The following is a 17,898-nucleotide window of genomic DNA, read 5'->3' as shown; positions in this document are numbered from 1 at the left end:
TTACGAATTGCGAATTGCGAATTGCGAATTGCTTTGACTTATCTGGGTGGGTAATATTGTTGATTCACTACAGGCGGTTGATAACCACTAATGGGTGTTTGGGGTGCAGGTGCAGCGATAATGGGAGATTGATAACCAGTTGGGGGTATGGTACTGGTGGTATTGCTAGGTGTGGGAGGACTTTGGCTAAAGGCTTGGTAAGCAGTACGAGAAATTGAGCTAATGAGTTTTTCTGCACGGGGGTCGTTGTGGGGGCGTTGCACCATGACGGCTGCAATGTAACGCTTACCAGTAGGGGTATCAATTATACCAGCATCTGCTAGCATAGTGCCAATATCGCCTGTTTTGTGGTAAGCGCGTGCGCCTTGGTCTAACCCAGAAGGTAGGAGATGGTCTCGTTCTGTGCGCCGCATTATATCAAGTATTTGATCACGCGATCGCATACTAACTAATTTGCCCTGACTCACCATAGCCAGCAAATTCCCCAATTCTTTGGGGCTGGTGGTGTTTGTGCCTTGTAAATCTGGTAGTGGGTTGCGAATGGCTGTGCTGGTCAGTCCCCAACTCTGAAAACGCTGATTAACTGCTTCTATCCCTCCTAAGCGGGTAATCAGCATATTGGTGGCGGTGTTGTCGCTGATGGTGATCATTTTAGTTGCCACTTCTAAAGCAGCATACTGCGTTCCGGCTGGGTTGGATTGTAGATTTCCCGAACCACCAACCATCATCTCCTGCTGCATGGTCAGCATTTCGTCTAGGCGAATTTTACCAGCGTCTACATCTTGGAAAAAGGCAATTAAAACTGGCACTTTAATTGTGCTGGCCGCAGGTAAGCTGTTATCAGCATTAATATTTACGTATCCCCCGGTGTCTAAATCCACTAGGAACACCCCAGGGGTGAGATTGGGATTAGCTGCTGCCAACTCTTGGACGGCATTTTTTAAAGTCGGGATTTCTTGGGAGAGGTATAAGCCAGTAGATGAGTTAGTTGTGCCTGGTTTTGGTTGCACTTGTCCACTATTGTTAGATGTCGTTGGATTTGTCGGAGTGGTGTGGTTGGCGGGGTCTAAGACTGATAATACCGTACCGACAATAGCACCAATACCAACTCCTACAATCAATAGGCGGATGGCGTACAAAATCGCTCTAGCCATTGGCTTTAACCGCGTTTTTTTTGATACTCGTCTACCCATTTTTGGTGAGGGCTGTTTCTGCACTCGTACTGTTTTTACCTTGACATTTCTAGGCGGGGTTGGCATCTGCCTAGTTGCAGTAGGCATGGGTTTGACGGCAGTTGGCATCATTAGTCCTTGTTTGGACTTTCTCGTCCCAGGAGCAATGGGGGGAGGCAAAATATTATTATCCAAGCGTGTGACGACTGCCGCACCTGTCGCTGCACGCTGCTGATTAGGAATTTTAACTTTTTTCGGTTCGCCTTTTTGAACTTTATGCGATCGCTGGCGACGGGTTACAGGTTGTCGCTGCGAAAAATTTCTTAGTTTGTCACCTGACTCTGACACTGCTACTCCTTGTAACTTACTCTAATTGTTGTTTAAGTCAGGAGGCAGAGGAAACTTTACTCGCCTCTAGTCCCTAGACTCTAGACCCTTTTTCATATATCCTGGTCTACCCAGTTCCCTAAATACTACTTAGTAGCATTTTTGTGTTTAGTTTATGTCATATTAAATAATTTGGGAAATAATTGCTTATCTTAACGCCGTGTGCAACTTTCTCTCAAACCTAACCCCCAACTCCTGACCTACAAGGGAAGCAGGGCTGTTTCACTCGCTCAGATCAGGATTTTGTCAAGAGTATCGACCAAAAATTTTACAATAAGAGTTATGTAATCTCTTTAATGCAATATTGTAGTATCTCTTTTTGCGCTTCTGTTAAATCAATTTTCAGATAATTACAGAGATGAATAAGATTAGATATTCCATATTCAGATAAGCCCTGCCGAAAAGTTTGCACTTCCTCTATGATGCCCTGAATGTGTCTTTTGAGAGCTATTCTTGACGGAAAATGATTACAAAATTGGTCTGCGATGCCTATTAAATTTACTGAAGTGTGGTTTTCTATGACGCAATATTTTGTGTTTTCCGTAGACAGTAGATATTTATTAAACAATAGAAATTCTTTATTTATCAGTTCAATTAAAATCTGCCCTTTCAGCCGCTCTACTACATACTCCATCACAGTATGCTTTTGGATATAACCTTGAGCTTGTTTTTCAATTAATGAACACCAAATCAATCGCTCTATTGCATTCAAAAGTTGGAATTTAGGAACAGTCAGCCAAATACTTTTAGCTAAGGTATCAATATTTGTTACTTGCTGATTAATAGCTATACAGTACATAATATGCCATTCTAGGTCAGAAATATGATGTAACTGCTGCTTGATTAATTGACTGATATTACTGAGTAATAAGGTATTTTGCTCTAGGAATTTGTCTATGTTGCCATCAAATAGCCCGATGATGGCATTAGCCACCATATTTATTTGTAAAGGATTATGACTGTAGAGAAGACACAATTCCTGTTTTTGCTCATCTGAACCTAGCAGTTGCTTTGATTGTAGTAGGTGAAGAGCTGCTTCTTGAGAACCTTCCAACTTGAGGGAACGCATCTTTAAACCTGCTCCCTCTACTGTAAAAACTTCAGTTGGGTTTTCTCTAGATGTTAAAACCATACAGCTATTATGGTTTGCTTTGGCGATCGCTTGGATTAAATCACTATATACCTGATAATCTGAGCGATACTTTCCCCTCAAATTCCCATCTAAGGCTGTTTCTAGGTTGTCTAAAATTAATAGACATCGGGAAGTACGTAGATAATGAATCAGCAGATTAATGTCGGGTTTGGTTTCTTGCTGATTGGATAAAAATGATACTAATTCAGTTAAAAGGTCATTTCCTGGAGAAGTATGTTGTATTGACCTCCAAATGACATACTCAAATTGATCTTGAATTGATAATGCTAATTTAGTGGCTAAAGTCGTTTTCCCCACACCACCCATACCTGAGACTGTCACTAAGCGACAGCCATCTTCTAGAATCCATGAGGTTAGCTGTGTCAGTTCTTGTGCGCGTCCATGAAATGAGGAAACATCAATTGCTGCGCCCCAGGATGTGTTTTTTTTTTGCAAATAAATATATATTATTACTTAAAACTTTTGATTGAGGATTAGGTATAGAGATTTCTCTCCAATCCAGATTTAATCTATGAGATAATTCTTCAAAATTTGCATGACTAACTGGTTTCCCTGTGAGGAATTTGCTAACTGTGGCTAGAGCTAGTCCTGTATCATTAGCCAAGCTTGTTTGGTTGGGGTAGCCATTACGTACCAGTGCTACTTTGACTTGATCCATATAGTCATGGCGAACTTTCAACGACCTTGGCATTTGGGATGATGTTTCTTGGGGATATCTATTGAGTTTACAACAGCGTTTAAGCAAATATATATGGATTGAATATTATCTCAAAAAATAATTTCATTGATTTTTAGACTAACTAAATTACCTTTTTAAAAATAAAATTAAAAATCATTAAACTTAGTCGAAAGTCATAATAAGTCAGTAATTTTTATAGCCGAAGTTAGTAAGTAACCAAGTATTATAATTTTTGTCATAAGTAATTTTACTTAGCTGTACTTCTTTGTATTTTAGGGTTTGACCCTTAGCCCTTCCACAAGGACATGGAAAGGCTAAGGGTTCAGCCCATATTGGGGTTAAGTCTTCCCAACTAATAACGAATAAGACATTTACTCACCAAGCACTTTCACCAATTTCTAGGAGTTTTATTATGTTGAATACAACTTTTATGGCACGCAGACTTCATCAGGCTATGGTTGTTAGTTTCTTGAGTTTGAGCAGCTTCACCATTGCCTCCCCTGCGTTTGCCGCCAGTTTTGATTCCAGCATTATTAGCGGCAATGACAACACTAGCGGCAATGACAACATACCATCATCATTATTATCACCCGGCGGAGTTGGATTAGTTAAACCAATTGAACTTCCCCAAGGGCTGTCGTGGGAAAGTTATTTAAATGATAGTGAATATCAGTTTGTCTTATTAGGAACTTCTGCTTCAGTAACAAATGCCAATTCTCAATCAGTCCCCGAACCTTTAACTACTCTTGGTTCTATTTTGGCTGTTGGCTTTGGTCTAATGTTAAAGAGAAAAGATAGCAAAAAAGCTTAACCACATTAGTAGCAAAAAATGTGGATTGGGTGGACGAAAAGAAACCCAATCCCATCATCCATGTTGGATTTTGGGCGTTCTATTCCATAATGTAAACAAATGTAAATAAAGCAAAATCAGGCGATGCCTGCGGCGGGCGTAGCCATCGCATCATGCTAAGTCAAATCTCGGTGCGATCGCTTTCAGATGTTATGCTCTGATGGTTAGGGTAAAAACTCAAACAAAGCACGCGTAGCCCACCGCAGGTATCGCTTCCTAATTTGTCTCATTTGAAAGCACTTGTCGATCCCCCCTAACCCCCTTAAAAAGGGGGGAAAGCTTCTCAAAGTCCCCCTTTTTAAGGGGGATTTAGGGGGATCTAAAATGTTTTGTTACACCAATAGAGACTTTTCAAACAACCTCTTAGCCAGAATCTAAAACTTGTAGAGACGCAAAAGTTTGCGTCTCTCTGGTTTGAAAAGTTAGGGATTAGGGAGCAGTAAAGACTTCACCGTCTTGGGTATTAGTTATCTGATTATTCATAATGGTTACATTAACAATACCAGAGCTAAAATTGGTAACGCTAATACCATATCCCTGAATTTGATCAATTACATTGTTGGATAGTTCTACTGTTGAACTAGCAGCATCAAAAATTTCAAAGTTAATACCGTCAGTAAAGTTGAAGTCTCCAGCATCAGTATCCCTGATATTGCTAATTATGTTAGTAGCGATTTGGAAAGTAGCTGTACTAGTGCCATTGAGTTGGAAATTCATGCCATCGCCATTGGTGATAGTGTTGATAGTATTTCCAGAAGCAGTCACATTATCAGCCGCCGCATTATCAAATGCTTGAAGATTAATACCTGATGATGTGATACTAGCATCTACCCCTGTAATTTGGTTATTGTTGAGGCTAACACTGGTTAAGTTAGTATTTTCTCCTAACTGTACATCTATGGCAGTACCATTATTAGTGATGGTGTTGTCATTAATTTGTAATGTGCCAGTTGTGTCAGATAAACTTACGCGGATATCATTAAAGTTTTCTGTGAGTTGATTGCTATTAATAGTTAAATTTGTTGTGCCTGTAGTGTTAGCGATCGCAATCCCATTATTACTATTATTGCCATTAACAATATTCTGGCTGACGCTCACTGTACCTGTCACTTCTGATAAGCTAATGCTTTCTTGTTGAGCATCAGTGATAGTATTGCTATCAACATTGATAGTCCCTTGAGTATCCGCTATATCAATGCCGTTATCACCCGCACGGGTAATATTATTATTAGTAACATTAGCATTAGTTCCGTCATCTATTTCTATACCATCACCAGATACATCACTAATGATATTGCTAGAAATATTGTTATTCCCGCTAACATCGTCTATATCAATGCCGTCATCACCTGCATTGCTAATATTATTGTTGGTAACACTAGCATTAGTTACGTCATCTATTTCTATACCATCACCAGACACATCACTAATGGTATTGCTAGAAATATTGTTATTCCCGCTAGCATCATCTATATCAATGCCGTCATCACCTGTATTGCTAATATTATTGTTGGTAACATTAGAATTAGTTCCGTCATCTATTTCTATACCATCACCAGACACATCACTAATGGTATTGCTAGAAATATTGTTATTCCCGCTAGCATCATCTATATCAATGCCGTCATCACCTGCATTGCTAATATTATTGTTGGTAACATTAGCATTATTTACGTCGTCTAAGTCTATACCATCATTAGATACATTACTAATGGTATTGCTAGAAATATTGTTATCACCGCTAGCATCGTCTATGTAAATGCCATCATCACCTGCATTGCTAATATTATTGTTGGTAACATTAGCATTATTTACGTCGTCTAAGTCTATACCATCATTAGATACATTACTAATGGTATTGCTAGAAATATTGTTATCACCGCTAGCATCGTATATGTAAATGCCGTCATCACCTGCATTGCTAATATTATTGTTGGTAATATTAGCATTAGTTATGACATTTATGTCTATGCCATCATTAGATACATTACTAATGGTATTACTAGAAATATTGTTATTACCGCTAGCGTTGTCTATTTCTATACCATCACTATTTATATTATTAAGATTGTTGTTTGTCACTGTCGCATCAGTTACTTGACTTAAGCTGATGCCATCTCCAGTAACATTAGTGATGGTATTATTAGTAATAGTGGGGCGAATTATAGCATTATTTGTTGCTGCTAATTGAATACCGCGATCGCCACTATCACCATCACCAATATTTTGGATAGTGTTATTAGCAATAGTTATAGTTGTATCAGCATTATCCGCTACAGCAAAGTCAATACCATCATTATCAGTTCCATCCAAAGTATTCCCTGTGATCACAAACTGAGTGCGGCTATTATTAAACAAATTCACCGCAGGCGATATATTAGGATCTGGTAGGAATAAATCAACCTCAATACTACTATCACCAACATTAGTAATAATATTATTAGCAATGGTGAAATCACCTTCAGAATTGGCAACGGCATTAATAGAAATACCCTCATCAGGAATATTCGTGAGTGTGTTATTGCTAATTGTGAACGTACCTTTACCTAAATTACCTAAATTGATATCAATACCATCAGCACCACCACTAATTTGACCATTATGAATGATTTGGTTATTAGTAATTGTGGCTGTGATACTGGCATTACTAGCACAAGTTTTACTGACAAATAATTGATCTACATCTCGGCAGAGGTTAACCTCAATCCCATCAATTCTGTAATCTGCGGCATTGAAATTAGTCGCAATGCGATTATCAGTAATGCTTAAATTAGTATTATCTTGATAATTCCAAACAAAAATTCCACTTTCTAGGCTAGTATCAGTAGCGGGATTCCGTGTATCAGTGATAGTATTTCTGGCAATTTCTACAATCCCTGTGACATTTTCTAGGTAAATACCTTCACTCAAAGCATTAGTAATTTTATTATCTAAAATTCTGACATTACTAATGTTTGTTCCCTTAATACCTCGTGCATCATCACTACCTTGCACCTGAATATCAAACCCAGATAAAACTGTGTTGTTACCCAATGTCACCAAACCATTTTCCGCAGTCACAGAACCAGTAATGACAGGATAAATACCATTTCCAGACAAAGGTAATGTCACCAGTCCAAACTGTTGAGTGTTCACTGTTTGCGCCAATGCGCTAGATAAAACTTGAACACCATCGGGGATAGTAAAAGGAGCAATGGTAGTTGGGGTGTCAGCCAGAACGTAAATAATATTATTAGCTTTGGCTATGCCTACTGCATTAGTGACACTACCCAATGGAGATTCAAAAGTACCGTTACCAGTACCGTTATTGGCGACATAGATAATTGTCAGTGGTTGATTATTAGTCCCAGTAGCAACAACTGTATCATTTCTGCGTTCATTAGTTACTAAGATAGCAGATTGGCGATCGCTTGATTCTGCCATCCGCAACAAAGCACTATCTTTCTTAGGTTTAGTTCCTCTACCACCGCTACCAGGAAAGTTCGCACCAATTGTAAATACCAAGCGGGTATCAAATAAGTCATCGTGCTGTAGAGACAGACCAAAATTCAAAAAGTCAGTCGGACGTGCTTCTACTCTAGTTCTCCAACCAAAGGCTTCTTTCGATTCACCACCAGAGTAGTAATAAGCACCAACAAAACCCCGCAAATCACCTGCGCCTAATGGTACTAGACGCGTACCAAATTCTGCATCTACCCCAGACATCGCCACTTCAAATGAACGCTGTCTACCAAGTAGAAAGGAATTACCTTGGAAACCTGAACCCGTATTGATGACAGATACTTGGTTTTCAGAAGTCCCTAGCGGCAAATAAGCATTAAAGCGAAAATCCCAATTACCTAAAGTTTCAAAACCTAATCCTAACTGGTTAAAATTACTCTTACCAGTGTCACGGGTAGAGTAAGCAATATAACCCCCAACAACACGATTACCTTCTGGGCTAAAAATTCGATGTCCTAACAATATATTGGTAGCTACATTCGAGTCATTGTCTAATAAAACTTTCCCCTGCAAAAAAGTCAGACTATTTCCTGGGGTTTGGAAAACAGGTAAAAATCCCTCAAAACTGCTGAAAGATTCATATCCCGAACCTTCCGTGGTGTAGCGTACTCCCAAGCGGGGTGTAAAGGTTGGTGCTGTAGATGTTTGAGCCATAGCAGTTGAAGCAGAAGCCAACACCCCCAGCACAGCAAAGCAGCCCAAATATTGCAAATTATTCATTAGTTGGTACACCTGGTATATGAATCAATTCAAAATTCAAAATTCAAAATCAAATACAGCCATGCAAAATTAATTTAGACACGTTGCAATGCAACGTCTCCCAAAATCCCAAAACTTAGACAAACCTACTGGTAGAATTTTTACGGCGAATCCCAATGACACAAGGACGAGGAACACCCGTAGATTGACCATTTCCACCATCACTAACCGGAATATTACTAGGCCAGCTACTACCACGGGATACAGTCCGAGTTTGATTAAATGTAGTGCCATTCAAGTCCAGCATTTCAATGCTGCGGCTCAACATTGTACCGTCGTTAATCGGGCAATCTTCCCCTGGGTGCTGCACAGAAACAATGAGAGTATCACCCAAAAAAGTCGGGCCTGTGATTTCACAACGAACTGGCCCATAAGCAAAGGGTATAACCTTGCCAGCATCAGCCCCACTGGTAGGGATGTAAAATAGCCAGTTATTACCAAACACACCCGTAAAGTTGGAAACATTACCCAAAGTACTGTGATTAATGGTGGTTTGATTACCTGCTACACCAACATTAAAACCGTTGTGGGTGCTAGTGGACATATCCGTTACACCCCAAACGTTACCTTGATTGTCAAAAGCCAAGTTATCAACGTTAGCAAAACCAGCACCGCCAATTGAACCAGCTTCCCCACCTTGAGCGAATTTTTGCCATGTAAAGGTTGTACCTGTACCATCAGCACTAACTTCAATAATTTTGTATAATCCCCCTGATTGTTGGGTGGCGTTGACATTACCGCTTAATTTGGCAACTTGGAAAATACGGGAGTCGGGATAACCATCGCTACCGGGTGCGCCATCAGTATAGGCGATAAATACTTCTTTGGTAGTGGGATGAACTTCGATGTCTTCTGGACGGGCGGTGGGAGTTCCCCCAACTAGGTTAGCAGCTAAAAAGGCATCACAGAGAATCGCACCTTGAGAGGTGTAGAAGTTCTGTAATATCTTGTTTTGATAACTTGGAAGTGCGACGGCTTCGTTGGTAGTATCACAGTTGAATGCGCCACCGTCTACAGTTTGCCCTGCTATACCGTTACGTCTAGGTAAGGGTAAACGGCCATTTCTTTGGGCTGAACCCAAAGCGGCAAATTCCACAGAAGCCAATGTTGAGGGAGGAATAGGATTAGTGGGAATGGTTAATAGTAGAGGTATCCATTCCCCTGTGCCATCTGGGTTGTATCTGGCAACGTAGAGAGTACCACTTTCAAATAATTGACTATTGGTTTTACTCCTAATTGTACCAACAGTACCATTACTGACAAATTTCCAGGTATGTCCACCGCGTCTGTCATCACCCATATAGGCAACTAATTTTTTACCTGCTTCTACCCGCATAGCAATATTTTCATGGCGATAACGACCTAACCGAGTATGCTTTTTAGGGCGAAAATTAGGATCTGCGGGGTCAATTTCCACCATCCAGCCGTATTTTTCGCCAACTAAACCGAAGGTTGTGCCAGTAGTTCCGGCAGTGTAACCTACCTGTGTGCCATCTGGTTTAACGGCTTCTGTCACACCCACGAAAGATGAACCACCACCTTGGAAGTTTTCTTCCGCCGATAGGATAGTTCCCCAAGGTGTTGTACCACCAGAGCAGTTATAAGCAGTACCAATAATTTTGTTACCCAGTCCATCAGCACTGAGGTTAAATACTTGCGTAGCGGCTGGGCCAGTCCCTTCTAAATAGTTTTGATCGCCTTGTTGATAACTCCGGCCACCCCAAGCAGTGATACTCTGATATCCATCGTTTCTTTCACTGTTGATACCTAACCCAGACAGCCCATGAATACGGCGATTTTGGGCATCAGAAACAACTACAAAACGTCTGGCTGTGTTACGGCGAGAAATACGGATGATTGAACCGCCTAAGTTATATAAAAATTCCCCGTCTGATTCTAAATTTCTGGTAGTGGATAAGGAATATCCAGTTACTGGTGTAAATGTAGTGGGTAGTGCTTGTACATCATTTGGTGTTCCGGGTGCTAACCCAGAAATGGGAAAGCTCACATATTCGTGATTTACCCACAAATAGCCTTCATCGGAACTTCTACCGATGGGAATAAAGGCTGTATAGTCGCAGTTGTAGCCGACATATTCATCAGGGTTAGGAAATACTTTATCCCCCCAACCCACAATGACATAGCGATCGTATTCTGGTGGTACGATGACATCATCGATCACGCTGTAACTAGCTAACTTGACATCAGTGGATGGGTTTACGACTTGTCCCTGGGCAATTCCTGTAGGTAAAAAACTCTTAACCTGCTGGTAAACTGGTAGAGGATGAGGTAAACGCACTGGTGTAAAGGTGAGTGTGGTTTGCGCTGATGTCTGGCTAGAAAAACTATCTAAAATGGCATCCCCTAAGACAGCAACACCAGCACTACCGGCAAAAAAGATTAAAAGTTGTCTCCGACTAAGTGTAGACATGAAATTTTAATTTCCTTCCGTGATTTACAAATTGGCTTGAGCAACTGCTCACGTATTTACCGAAAAATTGGTACGAGAAAATAACTAGCATTTGCTTGCTAGTCTGACTATGTTGAAATCATTTGCAAAATTTTAAATCAACTCTGTTACTGCATAAATTTGTGATTCATCTGCATATCTAATAGCAATCTGGAATCATTTGTGAGAGATAAAATCGCTGAAAAGCTTATAAATAAGATATTTTAATCTCCGTATTTTCTCTCGCTTTAATTCGGATTGCTACAGCTAAAAATATGACCGCCTACATCTTAATTGGGTTTTCTCAAAGTGTCACTATAAGCTTGAGTTTGGACTAATTGGCATTTAGCAACCAATTAACGGTCGGTTCGCTGATTTAAACAGCTAGTAGGGGACTGGGGACTGGGGACAAGAGGGGAAGCAGGAGAAGCCGCAGGTATTTTGAACATATTGTGCGGCAGTCCCCAATCTCAGCGAAGCGGATTAGGGAAGGATAGCATGGTGATTTTAGAGGTTCGATGCCTCTAAAATCACCAATTAACTTTTTGGGGTGTCAAGATTGCTGGATATATTTTTTAAGCACTTCTATTGGTGCGCCACCGCAAGAAGAAACATAATACGAATTAGACCAGAAAGAAACCTTTCCCCAATAATACTTTTTAATTTCTTGAGGGAATTCTTTTTTTAGCATTCTTGCTGTCGCACTCTTTAGGCTACCAACAACAGCAGCAATAGAGTTTTTTGGGTGGAAGTCCAGCAAGATATGTATGTGGTCTGACTCCCCATTAAACTCAATTAATTGGCAGTCCATTTTATTCGATACCTGCTCAATCATTTGTTGTAATCGGTTGAGCATTTCTGCATTTAAAGCCTTGCGTCGGTAGTGCGTTACAAAAACAAAGTGCAGCCTAACACTAAAAACGCTATGAGAACCTTTCCTGACTTGCATATTGACAGGGTACACCCAAAAATATTAGCATACTCAAATATAACAGACAGGTCGATATGTTATGGCTACTAAGCGAATTACTTTTAGACTTTATCCATCAAAAGAGCAAGCTAACAAAATGCACTATTGGCGACGACTCCACAAGGATCTCTATAATGCTTGTGTTGAGCATCGCAGAACTTCTTACAAGAAACTTGGTAAGTCAGTAGATTATTTTGATCAACAGAACTGTTTACCTAACTTTAAAGAAGAATGGGTAGAGTACAAAGAACTTGGTAGCCATGCTTTGCAGGATACTGTTAAGCGTGTTGATTTTGCTTTCAAGCGGTTTTTTAAACTCAAGTCTGGTTATCCAAAATTTAAGTCAAGTCGCTACTACAAAGGGTGGACTTATCCCTGTAATTCAGGATGGAAAGCTTGCACCAACGGCAAAAACGGTTATCTAAAGATATCTAACTTAGGTAACGTAAAGATGCGTGGTCAAGCTAGGGATTGGGGTAAAACCAAAACCTGTACAATCATCTTTAAACAAGGGAAATGGTACGCCTCAATTACTGTTGATTGCATTCCAACTCGTCCACAAACTGACACAGGTGCAATTGGCTTAGATTTTGGTACTCATCATGTAATTGCTGACTCTAATGGCAATACAATTGAGAATCCCAGATTTGTTAAAACTACACAAATTAAAATCAATAAAATAGCTAAAATCAGTCGCAGAAAAAGACCACCATCAAAGGGTATTAAAGCTTCAAGAAGGTGGAGGAAAGCGAATAAGGCTATAGCTAAAATACAATCAAAAGTTGCTCGTCAAAGGCAGAATTGGCATCATAAAGTAGCTACACAAATAGTTAGCTGTAATAGCTTGGTAGCTACTGAGAAATTAAACCTCAAAGCGATGACCCGTAAGGCAAAGAAGGGCAGCAAGAGAAAACATCAAAAGACTGGGTTAAATCGGTCTTTGCTTGATGTTGGTATTGGCAATCTTAAAGACTTAATTAAGTATAAAGTCACTGAAGCAGGTGGTTTTTACATTGAGATTCCAACACAAAAAGTTAAGCCATCTCAAACCTGTCCTAATTGTGGTCATCAAAAGAAAAAGTCATTAGCAGACAGGGTTCACTATTGCGAAAAATGTGGATACCAATGTGATAGGGATGTCGCAGCAGCAATGGTGATACTTAATTATGCAAGGGGTATGGAACGTGCCTCTTTAGGTGCAGATGAGTCAACCTCTACTTGGTGCGGAAGCTTCAAGCAAGTTGCTCAAATGAAGCACCAGAAACGTGCATCTCAGGCGTAGCCGGATGCACGTAGTTCATTTTATGACAACTTATCAGTTTGGTTGTTAATTGCCCATTCTACCTGTCGGAGCAGACCGCGCAACATTGCTACTTCGTTTGTTTGCAGATGAGCGCGATTATATAGTTGACGGAATTTTTCCATGCGGCTGGTTGCGGTATGGGGATACAGATAACCAATGTTTAGGAGTAACGATTCTAATTGCTGATAGTATGTCTCGACTAATTCTAATGGAGCTAGTTCGGTAACTGTGACGGTTGGCGTTTCGTCCAACTGTAATTGTTGTGCTAGTTCGTAACAGCAGATACCCACCGCACTAGCTAAGTTCAAAGATGAATAATTCGGACTACTAGGGATGCGAACGAACCTGTGGGCATAATTTAATTCTTCATTGCTTAATCCCCTGTCTTCCCTCCCAAAAATCAAGGCGGCGGGTTGGTTAACAGGTTCTAATAACCAAGGTAAGGCTGTTCTAGGACTTTCTAAGGGGACTGAAAAATCGCGATCGCGTCCGGTGGTGGCGATCGCACTCACACATCCTTGCAAGGCTTCTGGTAGGGTATCCACCACTACCGCCGACTCTAAAATGTCTTTGGCATGAACCGCCATTCTCATCGCTTCTGTCGATAGGCGATCGCATTGGGGATTCACTAATACTAAATGCTCTAACCCGAAATTCTTCATCACACGGGCAATTGAGCCTACGTTTAAAGGGCCTGCTGGTTCTACCAAAATAATTCGTACCCCAGCAAATCCCATTATTCACACTCCTAGCTTCTCTCAAAGCCAGCAGTCGGATTTGAACCGACGACCTTCCGATTACAAGTCGGATGCACTACCACTGTGCTATGCTGGCAGGTTTGTTGCTTACTCTCAAGCACTCACCGATTTTAAATTATATCACAACATAATTATTTGTCTAGTATTTCATTTGTCTAGTATCTCGTTGCTTTTTGATATAGCAGGGGAAAGGAACAGAAGCATATAATTATTTTTTACATAATAGAAGCATGGCAGCATTGTTTGGACGAGATTTGTTAAGTCTGGCAGACTTGAATTCTACGGAACTTCAAGAACTGCTGCAATTGGCAACTCAGTTGAAATCACAACAGTTGCAGTTGCGGTGTAACAAAGTTTTGGGGTTGTTGTTTTCTAAAGCCTCAACTCGCACACGAGTTAGTTTTACTGTGGCAATGTATCAATTGGGTGGACAAGTCATTGATCTTAATCCTAATGTCACCCAAGTTAGTCGGGGAGAACCCATACAAGATACGGCGCGAGTATTAGATCGATATCTGGATATTCTGGCAATTCGCACCTTTGAACAACAGGAATTAGAAACTTTTGCTAACTATGCCAAAATTCCGGTAATTAATGCACTCACCGATTTAGAACATCCTTGTCAGATATTAGCTGATTTAATGACAGCACAAGAATGCTTTGGCACTCTTGCGGGGTTAACTTTAACCTATGTTGGTGATGGTAACAATGTTGCTAATTCTTTGATGCTAGGCTGTGCTTTAGCTGGAATGAATGTCAGAATTGCCACTCCTCAAGGCTATGAGCCAGATCCTACCATTGTGGAGAAAACACGCGCGATCGCAGGGGATAAAACTGAAGTTTTAATTACTAATGATCCAGAGTTAGCAACTAAAGGCGCAACCGTACTCTACACTGACGTTTGGGCAAGTATGGGGCAAGAAGCAGAAGCAGACGATCGCTTTCCGATTTTCCAACCTTATCAAATTTCTGAGCAGTTATTAAGCCTTGCCGCACCCAATGCCATTGTTTTACACTGCTTACCTGCCCATCGTGGTGAAGAAATTACCGAAGAAGTGCTTGAAGGTTCACAATCACGAGTTTGGGATCAGGCTGAAAATCGATTGCACGCACAAAAGGCTTTATTAGTCAGTCTCTTAGGTGCAGATTGAGTGGTGAGTGGTGAGTGCTGAGTGGTGAGTGCTGAGTTTTGAGTTTTGAGTGATGAGTGCTGAGTGGGGAGTTCTGTTAGCGGTAGCGGGGCGTTAGGCCGTGCTGAGTGCTTAGGTAAGAGTTATTATAGCGTTTCCTAATTAAATGAGATATATGATAGCCCCCTCCTCGCTAGCGGGGAGGGGGTTGGGGGTGGGGTTCTTCTACCTAACTCAACCAAGAAACGCTATAGTCATGAGTCATTAGTTTCAACCTCTCTCACCTGTATTTCTCAGAAGCAGTTTGAAAAGTCAAAAGGTAAAAGAAAGAAGTTTCTGTTCTTTTACCTTTAAATAACTAATCACACAAAATTAATTACCTGTCACCTGTCACCTGTCCCCTGTCCCCTATCACCTGTCCCCTCTCCCCTATTTCTTTTCTCAACTACTTATTTTTATTTTTATCTTGTGATTAATGATATTTTATAGTACTAATGTTCTAGGGACTTTTATATTTACCTCCCTCATATTTTATGGAAAGGCTAACAGCAGCGCAACAAGAACTTTATGAATGGCTGGCAGAATATATCCGAACTCACCAGCATTCTCCTTCGATTCGGCAAATGATGCAAGCGATGAATTTAAAATCGCCAGCACCAATTCAAAGTCGGCTAGAACATTTACGCAACAAAGGCTACATAGAATGGACTGAAGGCAAAGCTCGAACTATTAGGGTTTTACAATCTATCAAGCAAGGTGTGCCGGTTTTAGGAACAATTGCGGCTGGTGGTTTAATAGAACCTTTTACTGATGCTGTAGACCATATCGATTTTTCTAATTTTACCTTACCACCCCAAACCTATGCTTTAAGGGTAGCTGGGGATAGCATGATTGAAGATTTAATTAGTGATGGCGATTTAGTCTTTCTGCGTCCAGTTCCCGAACCTGAACATTTAAAAAATGGCACAATTGTTGCAGCCAGAGTTGATGGCTACGGTACTACATTAAAACGTTTTTATCGAAGTGGCGATCGCGTCACCCTCAAACCCGCCAACCCCAAATACAACCCCATCGAAGTCTCCGCTATGCAAGTACAGGTACAAGGTTCTCTTGTCGGCGTTTGGCGCGGTTACGTCTGAATAGAGTAGGGACTGGGACAAGAAAGCATTTCTACCTTGTCTCTTGCCAATACCTCATGCCAAATCTGCAAGATTTCTTGAATTTTGAATTTTGAATTTTGAATTTTGAATTGTTATGTACCTGACGCTAAATCCAGTGCAGCAACTACCCTCTTTCCGCCTGAAATTACCCTTTGTTAAGGAAGGTGGGGGGAGTTACCAAACTCAACCATTACCAGGATGCCCTAAAATGCCAGCATCTCTGCAATTGCGCCAGTATCAGCAACAAGCTATTACTAACTGGTTTGCCAATAACGGCAGAGGTACACTAAAAATGGCTACTGGTAGTGGTAAAACTATCACTGCACTGGCTGTAGCTTGTGAATTGTACAAACAAATTAACTTGCAGGTGTTATTGGTGGTGTGTCCCTATCGCCATCTTGTCACCCAATGGGCGCGAGAATGCGAAAAGTTTAATTTACAACCAATTTTAGCTTTTGAGAATGTCCGCAATTGGCAAAGTCAACTTTCTACCCAACTCTACAATCTGCGTTCTAGTTCTCAAAGCTTTGTCACGGTGATTACTACTAACTCCACATTAATTGGTGATGGTTTTCAATCACAACTCAAGTATTTTCCGGTCAAAACTTTAATTATTGGTGATGAAGCACACAATTTAGGCGCACCTAAATTAGAAGAAAGTTTACCTAGAAGTGTCGGTTTGAGACTGGGATTATCTGCTACACCAGAAAGATATTTTGATGATGATGGTACGCAATCTTTATTTGATTATTTTGGGACAGTTTTGCAGCCAGAGTTCACTTTAAGAGATGCCATCTCTCAAGGGGCTTTGGTTCATTATTTGTATTATCCCATACTTGTAGAATTAACTGAAGCTGAAAGTATTGCCTATTTAAAACTAACGAAAAAAATCGGTAGGTCTCTACTCTACCGCGAACGAGAAAATGGGCAATCATCCAACTTTGAAGATAATGAAGATTTAAAACCATTATTAATGCAAAGGGCGAGATTAATTGGTGCAGCCACCAATAAATTAAATGCCCTGCGGGATTTAATGGCAACTCGCCGGGAAACTAGCCATACATTGTTTTATTGTAGTGATGGTTCTCTAGAAACAGGACAGCGTTCATCTTTGCGACAACTCAAAGCTGTTGCTAAAATTTTAGGGGTAGAATTAGGTTATAAAGTCAGTACCTATACAGCCCACACACCTTTAACAGAAAGAGAAATTTTACGAAATCAATTTGAAAATGGTGAATTACAAGGTTTAGTTGCAATTCGCTGTTTAGATGAAGGAGTTGATATTCCCGCTATTCAAACGGCGGTGATTTTATCAAGTTCTGGTAATCCCCGCCAGTTCATTCAAAGACGAGGCAGAGTTTTACGCCCTCACCCCAATAAGCAACGAGCTACTATATTTGATATGATTGTTTTGCCACCAGATTTAGATCGGGAAACCATAGAAGTAGAACGCAATCTGTTAAGAAAAGAGTTACGTAGGTTTGTGGAGTTTGCTGATTTAGCTGATAATGCGGGTGAAGCTAGAATCAAGCTACTTGATTTACAAAAGCGGTATGACCTGTTAGAGTTTTGATAAAAAATTATTCATAGTGGCGATCGCTAAGAAGTTATTGTAAAAACTTATATC

The 17,898-nt window shown here is 40.5% G+C and carries 11 protein-coding genes, 1 tRNA gene and 1 pseudogene; 5 read left to right on the top strand and 8 right to left on the bottom strand.

From position 1 onward, the window contains the following. Positions 1–38 precede the first annotated feature (38 nt). From L6494_RS25380 to L6494_RS25370, 3 genes are all read right to left on the bottom strand, one after another. Positions 39–1,520, bottom strand: a complete 1,482-nt coding sequence (locus L6494_RS25380; RefSeq protein WP_237990500.1) for a serine hydrolase — start codon at positions 1,518–1,520, stop codon at positions 39–41. A gap of 319 nt (positions 1,521–1,839) precedes the next feature. Further along, complete coding sequence (locus tag L6494_RS25375) at positions 1,840–3,147, bottom strand: NB-ARC domain-containing protein (RefSeq protein WP_237990499.1); 1,308 nt, start codon at positions 3,145–3,147, stop codon at positions 1,840–1,842. Continuing rightward, a complete protein-coding gene (locus tag L6494_RS25370; RefSeq protein ID WP_237990498.1) occupies positions 3,110–3,403 on the bottom strand; it encodes a hypothetical protein in 294 nt (97 codons plus the stop codon). Before L6494_RS25370 ends, L6494_RS25375 begins: the two co-directional genes overlap by 38 nt. 400 nt (positions 3,404–3,803) lie before the next feature. Between L6494_RS25370 and L6494_RS25365 the strand changes: the two genes are divergently transcribed. After that, on the top strand, positions 3,804–4,202 hold the full coding sequence (locus L6494_RS25365; protein WP_237990497.1) for a PEP-CTERM sorting domain-containing protein: 399 nt from the start codon (positions 3,804–3,806) through the stop codon (positions 4,200–4,202). Between the two features lie 468 nt (positions 4,203–4,670). Here the strand turns inward: L6494_RS25365 and L6494_RS25360 are convergent, their stop codons facing one another. From L6494_RS25360 to tnpA, 3 genes and pseudogenes are all read right to left on the bottom strand, one after another. Next, entirely contained in the window at positions 4,671–8,462 is a 3,792-nt protein-coding gene (locus L6494_RS25360) for a beta strand repeat-containing protein (protein WP_237990496.1), read from the bottom strand. A gap of 115 nt (positions 8,463–8,577) precedes the next feature. Beyond that, complete coding sequence (locus L6494_RS25355; RefSeq protein ID WP_237990495.1) at positions 8,578–10,932, bottom strand: PhoX family protein; 2,355 nt, start codon at positions 10,930–10,932, stop codon at positions 8,578–8,580. Between the two features lie 555 nt (positions 10,933–11,487). Next, positions 11,488–11,899 (bottom strand): annotated as a pseudogene (gene tnpA / locus L6494_RS25350) (IS200/IS605 family transposase). A gap of 61 nt (positions 11,900–11,960) precedes the next feature. Here tnpA and L6494_RS25345 point away from each other — a divergent pair. Then, positions 11,961–13,202 (top strand): RNA-guided endonuclease InsQ/TnpB family protein, encoded by a 1,242-nt coding sequence (locus tag L6494_RS25345; protein ID WP_237990492.1) that lies wholly within the window; start codon positions 11,961–11,963, stop codon positions 13,200–13,202. A gap of 20 nt (positions 13,203–13,222) precedes the next feature. Here L6494_RS25345 and L6494_RS25340 read toward each other — a convergent pair whose 3' ends face one another. After that, the gene (locus tag L6494_RS25340) at positions 13,223–13,960 is read right to left on the bottom strand and encodes an RNA methyltransferase (RefSeq protein ID WP_237990491.1); all 738 of its coding nucleotides are present in this window, start codon (positions 13,958–13,960) and stop codon (positions 13,223–13,225) included. Between the two features lie 25 nt (positions 13,961–13,985). After that, positions 13,986–14,057 (bottom strand) — tRNA-Thr (locus L6494_RS25335). 154 nt (positions 14,058–14,211) lie between these two features. On the opposite strand from L6494_RS25335, the gene argF reads away from it, so the two are divergent. The 3 genes from argF to L6494_RS25320 all read left to right on the top strand — a co-directional run bounded on the left by argF (position 14,212) and on the right by L6494_RS25320 (position 17,844). Next, positions 14,212–15,132: an ornithine carbamoyltransferase gene (gene argF, locus L6494_RS25330; RefSeq protein WP_237990490.1), complete on the top strand. Its 921-nt coding sequence runs from the start codon at positions 14,212–14,214 to the stop codon at positions 15,130–15,132. A 512-nt stretch (positions 15,133–15,644) separates the two neighbouring features. Continuing rightward, positions 15,645–16,250, top strand: a complete 606-nt coding sequence (lexA, locus tag L6494_RS25325) for a transcriptional repressor LexA (RefSeq protein ID WP_237990488.1) — start codon at positions 15,645–15,647, stop codon at positions 16,248–16,250. 115 nt (positions 16,251–16,365) lie between these two features. Continuing rightward, a complete protein-coding gene (locus tag L6494_RS25320) occupies positions 16,366–17,844 on the top strand; it encodes a DNA phosphorothioation system restriction enzyme (RefSeq protein WP_237990486.1) in 1,479 nt (492 codons plus the stop codon). The last annotated feature ends 54 nt before the right edge of the window (positions 17,845–17,898 follow it).

It is taken from the genome of Nostoc sp. UHCC 0870 (genome assembly GCF_022063185.1).
In the GTDB taxonomy this organism is placed as follows: domain Bacteria; phylum Cyanobacteriota; class Cyanobacteriia; order Cyanobacteriales; family Nostocaceae; genus Trichormus.
This window is presented reverse-complemented; position numbering and strand designations above follow the sequence as displayed.